Genomic DNA, 8,547 nt, shown 5'->3' on the forward strand with positions numbered 1-8,547 from the left:
TTTAAATCAGTCATTATAAAATCTCCTTTAATAGTCTATCTGCATTTTTCCAGAACAATTTCTCACATTGCTCCACAGATAAACCGGCCTCTTTAAATGCATCATATAATCGATGCATTTCAGAAGCATCTTTAATTTCTGTATCTGGCTTAATGCCATCAAAGTCGGTTCCTAATGCCACAACATCTTCCCCGCCCTTATTGATGAGATATAAGCCGTGTTTTACGATATCTTCAATCCGACTTATGGGTGATGTACCTAAAAAAGATTGAGCAAAATTAAGGCCTATAACGCCACCCTTATTGGCAATCAGCTTAATTAGATTATCCGGTAAGTTTCTTGTATGGGCTGTAACTTCGCGCGCATTCGAGTGAGATGCTATGAAAGGTACATCTAAAATATCTCCTAATTGCTCTGTACCTGCATCATTTAAATGAGAGCAATCAACGATAATTCCTAAATCTTGCATAGCCTCCACAAATTCAACACCTTTCGGTGTTAATTTTTTATGCTGGTCACCACAATGAGGCTCACCCAGTCCATTCGGATAATTCCAAGTAAGCGTAATAAGTCGAACACCATCTTGATAAGCTTGTCTTAGTTTATCTAAATCGCCGCCTAGTACGCCGCCTTCTTCGATAGACATGAGGGCTCCAATCTTACCAGACTCATACACAGACTCTATATCTTGATAAGAGAGCACATGTTGTATGTGCTCTCCATAATGCTGAATTTGTAATGTACATAAATTACGCATCGCTTCATAACGACCATAAGGGTCGTTTGTTTCACCAAGATTGATAAAAAGTGCAAAATCTTGCACCTTGCTGTGAGCCTTTTGCAACTTTTCTATATCGATTTTCCAAGTATTACGATACAGGTCCCCACTACTAGGATGGTCTATTAATTTCATTATCGTATCGCAGTGTAAATCTATCATAAAGCCTCACATGTAATATTAGTAATTAATTACGTTTTGGTTTTTTAGCATCTAGTTTCTTTAATGCTTTCAGTTCTTCCATAAAGCTATCAATATTATCAAACTTACGATATACGCTAGCAAAACGAACATATGCAACTTGGTCAATATCTTTTAATTGTTGCAATACAAGTTCGCCAATGCGATCCGTAGTTACCTCTTGATTGATTTCATTTCGAATATCGCGCTCTACATCGTTAACCACTTGTTCCATCACGGACATTGGTACGGTGCGTTTATCACAAGAACGCAATAAGCCATTTAATAATTTACCGCGATCAAATAATTCACGACGTCCGTTTTTCTTTAATACCATAAGTGGTACTTCTTCTATAATTTCATAGGTAGTAAAGCGACGGCCACAATTGATACATTCGCGGCGACGGCGAATACTATTACCTTCATCAGTCGTTCTAGAGTCTGTTACCTTCGTGTCTGTGTGTTGGCAATAAGGACATCTCATCTGTTACTACTCCTTTTTTAATAATCACTCTAAAATAGTGCATAATACGCCCATTTTCTCTACTATATATAGTACCATGAAAGCCTTTAAAATACAAAGAATCCCTAGGATTTCCTAGGGATTCTTCCATTATTCTAGAGCATTTTATATTATGAAATACTTTAGAAATAATATTTTTAATTTTATCTACTATTCTATCTATCGTTTAGGAGCATCTTCAACGCGAAGCAAGCAGTCGCCAGATTCGATGCGGCTACCTTCACGAACTAGGATTTCTTCTACGATACCATCGATAGGAGCAGTAATTGTTGTTTCCATCTTCATCGCTTCTGTAACGATCAATGGCTCACCTTTAGCTACAGATTGACCATTTTTAACGAGAATCTTAACAACGGAACCAGACAATGTAGCACCAATTTCACCAGGGTTAGATTCATCCGCTTTACGACGAACAACGCCAGTAGTCTTAGCATGTTTATCATGAACTTTAATACCACGAGGTTGACCATTGAACTCGAACAATACGATACGGTTACCATCTTCATCTGGTTCAGATAAGCCGTTCATTTTGATGATAAGTGTTTTACCTTTTTCGATAGTTACTTGAATTTCTTCGCCCCGTTTCATACCGAAGAAGAATGTTGGAGTATCAAGTACAGATACATTACCAAAGTCTTTTTTAAATTTATTGTAATCTTGGTAAACCTTAGGGTACAAGCAGTATGCACTGATATCTTCATCAGTTGTTTGAGCACCCATTTCACTCAATTCATTGCGAACATGTTCAAAGTCTGTTGGAGGCAATACTGCACCTGGACGAACTGTGATTGGTTTTGCACCTTTCAAGATAATTTTTTGTAACTCTTCAGGGAATCCTTGGTATGGAGTGCCAAGACGACCTTCAAAGAATTCAACTACGGATTGAGGGAAGTCTAATACATCGCCCTTTTCGTAAATATCTTTTTCAGTCAAGTTATTTTGTACCATGTACAATGTCATATCACCTACAACTTTAGAGGAAGGCGTTACTTTGATGATATCACCAAACATCATATTTACTTGGTGGTACATTTTCTTAATATCAGCCCAACGATCACCAAGGCCTACCATCTTAGCTTGTTGTTGCAAGTTGGAATATTGGCCACCTGGCATTTCATGTTGATATACTTCAGTGTTAGGATATGCTTCTGCTTTATCTACACCTTTGTAGTAAGGACGAATGCTGCCAAAGTAATGCGACATTTCTTCCATGTAATCAATGTTCATTTCAGGTTGACGTTCATGTCCACTCAATGCATAGTACATGGAGTTCATGCTAGGTTGAGATGTACCATTAGCAAATGCAGAGTATGCTAAGTCGATAACGTCTACACCAGCATCTACAGCGCGACCATAAGAGTAGATAGCATTGCCAGAACCTTCATGTGTATGTAAATGAATCGGTACAGTAACAGCATCTTTTAAAGCAGATACAAGATTATAAGCAGCTTGAGGTTTCAATAAACCAGCCATATCTTTGATAGCAATAATATTAGCGCCCGCTTTTTCAAGCTCTTTAGCCATATTTACATAGTAGTCTAAATTGTATTTAGGACGGCTACTATCAAGAATATCCCCTGTATAGCACAATGCTACTTCAGCAATTTTGTTTTGTGCACGAACTTCATCAATAGCTACATGCATATTATCAAGGCTATTTAAGCTATCGAATACACGGAATACATCAATACCATTAGCAGCAGCACGTTGGATAAATTGACGAACTACATTATCTGGATAAGATGTGTAACCTACAGCATTAGCGCCACGAATAAGCATTTGAAGTAATGTATTAGGCACTTCGCGACGGAACATACGTAAGCGTTCCCATGGATCTTCATGTAAGAAACGATAGGATACGTCGAATGTAGCACCACCCCAACATTCCAAGGAGAATAAGTTAGGAACACCTTTTGCAGCACGACCAGCTACGCGTGCCATATCAATGGTACGTAAACGTGTAGCAAATAAGGATTGGTGAGCATCACGCCATGTTGTATCTGTAAAGAATACTTGTTTTTGATCAGATAACCATTTACTGAAGCCTTCTGGTCCTAATTCATCAAATTTTTGTTTTGTACCAGCTGCTGGAGATACATCTAAATCAGATGGCATTTGAATTGGTTCAAAATCAGGTACCACTTGAGGACCTGCACCAGAGTAGCCATTGATTGTTACGTCAGCAATGTAACGCAATAATTTAGTACCACGATCGCGGTCTGGTTTTAATTCAAACAATTCTGGATGGTCTTCAATGAAGTTAACAGTGTAGTTACCGCTTTGGAATTCAGGATTTTCAAGAACGTTAATCAAGAAGTGAATATTAGTTTTAACGCCACGAATACGGAATTCTTTTAAACAACGAAGCATTTTACGAATAGTTTCTTCGTTGTTAGGACCGAATGCAGTCGCTTTTACAAGCAAGGAATCATAATAAGGTGTTACTACGGCACCTGTGAAAGCATTACCAGAGTCTAAGCGGATACCAAAGCCACCGGAGCTACGATATGCCAAGATTTTACCTGTATCAGGCATGAAGTTATTTTTAGGATCTTCTGTAGTGATACGACATTGGATTGCAGTACCTTTACAAGGAACTTCATCTTGTGCCGGAATACCTACTTCTGGGCTATGTAAGTCATAACCTTCAGCAATACGGATTTGAGAATGAACGATATCAATGTCTGTAATCATTTCTGTTACAGTATGTTCTACTTGGATACGAGGGTTAACTTCGATGAAATAGAAGGAGCCATCAGCAGTTACCAAGAATTCTACAGTACCCGCATTAACGTAGCCTACATTTTTCATGATTTTAACGGCTGCATCACATACGGCTTTACGAGTTTCTAATGGCAATGCAAAAGCTGGCGCCATTTCAACAACTTTTTGGTGACGACGTTGTACAGAGCAATCACGTTCATGTAAATGAACTACATTACCATGTTCATCACCAAGGATTTGTACTTCAATATGTTTAGGTTCAACGATAAGTTTTTCTACATATACATCATCATCGCCAAAAGCAGCTTTTGCTTCAGATTTAGCGCGATCATATGCATCACGAAGATCTTCTTTGCGATGAACTTCACGCATACCACGGCCGCCACCGCCATTTACGGCTTTAATCATCAATGGGAAACCATGAGTATTTGCAAATTCTTCTAATTGTTCAAAATCACGCAAAGCCCCATCAGAACCTGGGATCATTGGGATATCTGCCAATTTAGCTTGTGCACGAGCATTAACCTTATCACCGAACATATTTAAATGTTCTACATGAGGTCCGATAAAGATGATACCTTCTTCACCGCAACGACGAGCGAACTCTTCGTTTTCAGATAAGAAGCCATAGCCTGGATGAATAGCATCAATATCATGTTCTTTTGCAATACGGATAATATCTTCAATATCAAGATATGCCTCAACTGGTTTTTTACCTTCCCCTACGAGATAGGCTTCGTCAGCTTGGTTGCGATGCAAGGATAATGTATCCTCTTTGGAATAAATGGCTACAGTTTTAATACCCATTTCATTACATGCACGGAACACGCGGATCGCAATTTCACCACGGTTGGCAACCAATACGGATTTAATTTTTCTCATGTATTGCCTCCTACTAGCTTCCACTAATGTGAACTATCAGCTTTCATTTTTATTAATATATGAATATTTCCTATACTTATAGTCAAAACAATATATTTGGAAAACTCATCAAAATTTATGATGAGTACAATATTCATAATTACATATAACTATTATACAATATTTTCCACATATTTAAAGGATTATATTAATTACGAAATCATAAAATACATTATTAGCTGTTCATGAGTAAAACTCATATGTCTTTTATCGATGTACATCGAACTAGTTCTATATACTATATAATTAATCACCTAAGAAATGATTCATTAATCGGTTGAGTTGTTCTTGGTCATTGGCCCCCATCAACTCACGTGCAGAATGCATTGCCAATAATGGTAACCCTACATCCATGGTTCTAATCGGCAACATAGCAGATGAAATAGAGCCAACTGTAGAGCCCCCTGGTATATCAGAACGATTTACATAAATTTGGTAGTTTGCCTCGGCTTCATCACACAAACCTTTAACAATGGCAATGGCTCTGGCATCACCTGCATAAGATTGGCTACATGCGATTTTTAAGGCTACCCCTTTATTAAGTGTAGGAATATTAGTGATATCATTTTTCTCAGGATAATTTGGATGTAAACCATGGGCTACATCAGAGGAAACCATAAATCCTTTTGAAATGAAACTTTCCATCTCTTGATTGGAATATCCCAATGCATCATATACACGTTTAATAAGGTTTGGTAAAAGCATACCTGCCCCACCTTGTTTTGTACGACTCCCTACCTCTTCATTATCAAAGAGAATCGCACAGCGTACACCATTGGCATTATGTTTACGAGCTTGAATAATCCCGGAAAGTACACCAAAACAAGATGTTAAATTGTCTAAACGCGGTGCACTAATAAAATCTCCTTCTGTGCCCAAGACACAACCTTGTTCTGTTGGATATAATGTCATTTCATAGGACAAAATTTCAGATGGATCACAATTGACTTCATCAGCTAAGAACGTAGTCCACTCATCATATTGAGTATCAGACTCTGGGAATAAACTTGGATTATTACTATCATGTAAAGATTTTGTAGATTGTTCCTCATCCTTACGCTCCATCATTAATATAGGAAGCATTTCCTTTTGGCGATTTAATTTAACCCCATCATTAACGGAACGATTCATATGTATAGCTAAATTTGGAACGATCGCAATAGGACGTTTTGTATCAACCAATACGGAATCAACATCAAAGGCATTATCACCTTTTAATACAACAGTACCAGCCGCTCCTAGAGGACGATCAAGCCATGTATTTTCAATGAGACCACCATACATTTCTACATTCAGTTTAGTGTACCCTTTTACAGAGGTAATAGGATTAGGTTTAACACGGATCGCAGGAAAATCCGTATGCGCCGAAGCAATGCGTAATGTATCTTCAGGTTTTTTACCTATATGAAAGGTAAATAATGTAGTACCAAATACATTAACAACATAAGAACCAGAGTCTAATTGCCACTCATCATCTAAATTAAGTTCTGTAAATCCTGAGTCCAATAACATTTGTAAACTTGTATCTACTGTATGATACGGAGATGTACAAGCACCAATATATTTCAATAACTGTTCATTATCAAATTTCATAGATTCCTCCTATGTAAAATAATGATGCTATTCGTATATAAACAATGAATAGTTCATTTGCGTATAATTTTACAACATATACATTAATAATATATTAACTGCTCTTATTTTATCACAAAAAAGCCGCCCCAAAGGGGACGGCTTTTCGTATATTTTGTAACCACACTATAATCAAACTATGACATATATAGTTTTTAATGTATTACAAGTATATAAAATTCTGGATATCTGGTCTTACCACATACCGATTGCTTTCATCCATACGGAACCAAGGCCCATAAAGATAATTAAGTTGATTACGGATGCGAAGAAACCTAGTTTCCACCAAGTATTTTGAGGAACATAACCAGTATTAAAGATTACAGGAGATGGACCTGCTGCATAGTGAGTCAAAGACATACACAAGTTAGATGTGAATGCAATCATCAACAAAGTCAACATTGGTGGTGCACCTGCAGAGATAGCAATTGCAGAGAATGCTACGAACATTGCAGAAATATGTGCAGTTAAAGATGCGAATACATAGTGGGAATATGTATTAATAAGTACAGCTATAACGAAGGCAATAATCCAAGATCCTTCTGGAATATAACCGCCTACAAGTACTGTTGCCCATTTGATGAAGCCCAATTTGGACAAGAAACCGGCAAAGCCCATTAATGTACCCATCCAAACTAATGTATCCCAAGCACCTTTTTCACTTTTAACATCGTCCCATACAAGAACACTTGTAGCAAGCAAAATAGAAATACCTAAGAATGCAACAGTTGTAGCATCAATTTTAGTAAATTGAGAAGTAGCCCATAAAACTAAAGCCAAAACAAATACGCCTAGCATAACCCATTCTTGGAAGGACATTTTACCAAGGCCTTTTAACTCTTCTTTAATCATTTGTTGTGCTTCGCGAGCATCTGTAATTTCAGGTGGATATACTTTGTAAATAAAGTACGGCATAATGATCAATGCAATAATACCTGGCACGATGGCAGCCATAGCCCAATCACCCCATGTGATACCAATACCAAAAGATTGAAGCGCCAATGCTGCAACCAATGTGTTACCAGCCATGGATGTTTGGAACATAGCAGATGTAATTGTATTAACTTGATAAATAGATTGCATCAAGAAGGAACCAATTTTACGAGGACCATCTTGAGGTTCAGAACCGAACGCTTTTGCCAAGCTTGTAGTAATTGGCATGATAACACCACCTACACGAGCTGTATTAGATGGAGTTGCTGGAGCCAAAATTAAATCAGATAATGCTAATGCATAAGCCAAACGTAAGGAGCTACTACCAAAAGCAGCAATCAAATTATAAGCAATACGTTTCCCCAAACCAGTTTTAATAAAGCCACGAGAGAATAAGAACGCACCTACGATTAACCAAATAGCAGAGTTAGCAAAACCAGAGATAGCTTCGCCGATTTTCAAAGTACCAGTCAAAGCCGCCACAGTAATTACAATGATAGATACGCCACCAATCGGTAATGGCTGAGTAATAAAGCCTACGATAGTAGCAACAAAGATGGCGAATAAATGCCAAGATTGAGGTGTTAAACCCTCAGGCGTTGGAATAAACCATAGGCCTATACCAAAGACCGCTGGAATAATCCAATTTAACAGTTTTTTCATACACATACCTCCTACATAGGAAAAAACTAAAATATATAACTGCTGAAATACCAAGGCATCGCAAGGTGACTATAAAACACACACTAAGCCCCCTATCCTACGGTGTCTTCAGTATATATCAGTAGTATGTGAAATTAGAAATATATTTATATCTTCTTATGATAAATATATTATATTACAACATAAAAAGAAA

The 8,547-nt window shown here is 37.5% G+C and carries 5 protein-coding genes; all 5 read right to left on the reverse strand.

Going from position 1 to position 8,547, the window contains the following annotated elements; translation table 11 throughout:
- Positions 1-13 precede the first annotated feature (13 nt).
- Positions 14-940, reverse strand: a complete 927-nt coding sequence (locus tag QZ055_RS06435) for a dipeptidase (protein ID WP_295825399.1) — start codon at positions 938-940, stop codon at positions 14-16.
- 25 nt (positions 941-965) lie between these two features.
- Entirely contained in the window at positions 966-1,442 is a 477-nt protein-coding gene (gene nrdR / locus QZ055_RS06440) for a transcriptional regulator NrdR (RefSeq protein ID WP_024065834.1), read from the reverse strand.
- A 198-nt stretch (positions 1,443-1,640) separates the two neighbouring features.
- The gene (locus tag QZ055_RS06445; protein WP_295825402.1) at positions 1,641-5,087 is read right to left on the reverse strand and encodes a pyruvate carboxylase; all 3,447 of its coding nucleotides are present in this window, start codon (positions 5,085-5,087) and stop codon (positions 1,641-1,643) included.
- A 285-nt stretch (positions 5,088-5,372) separates the two neighbouring features.
- Complete coding sequence (locus tag QZ055_RS06450; protein WP_295825404.1) at positions 5,373-6,719, reverse strand: M18 family aminopeptidase; 1,347 nt, start codon at positions 6,717-6,719, stop codon at positions 5,373-5,375.
- A 234-nt stretch (positions 6,720-6,953) separates the two neighbouring features.
- Positions 6,954-8,354 (reverse strand): anion permease, encoded by a 1,401-nt coding sequence (locus QZ055_RS06455; protein ID WP_105094253.1) that lies wholly within the window; start codon positions 8,352-8,354, stop codon positions 6,954-6,956.
- Positions 8,355-8,547 lie beyond the last annotated feature (193 nt).

This window comes from uncultured Veillonella sp. (genome assembly GCF_905209685.1).
Taxonomy (GTDB): Bacteria; Bacillota; Negativicutes; order Veillonellales; family Veillonellaceae; genus Veillonella.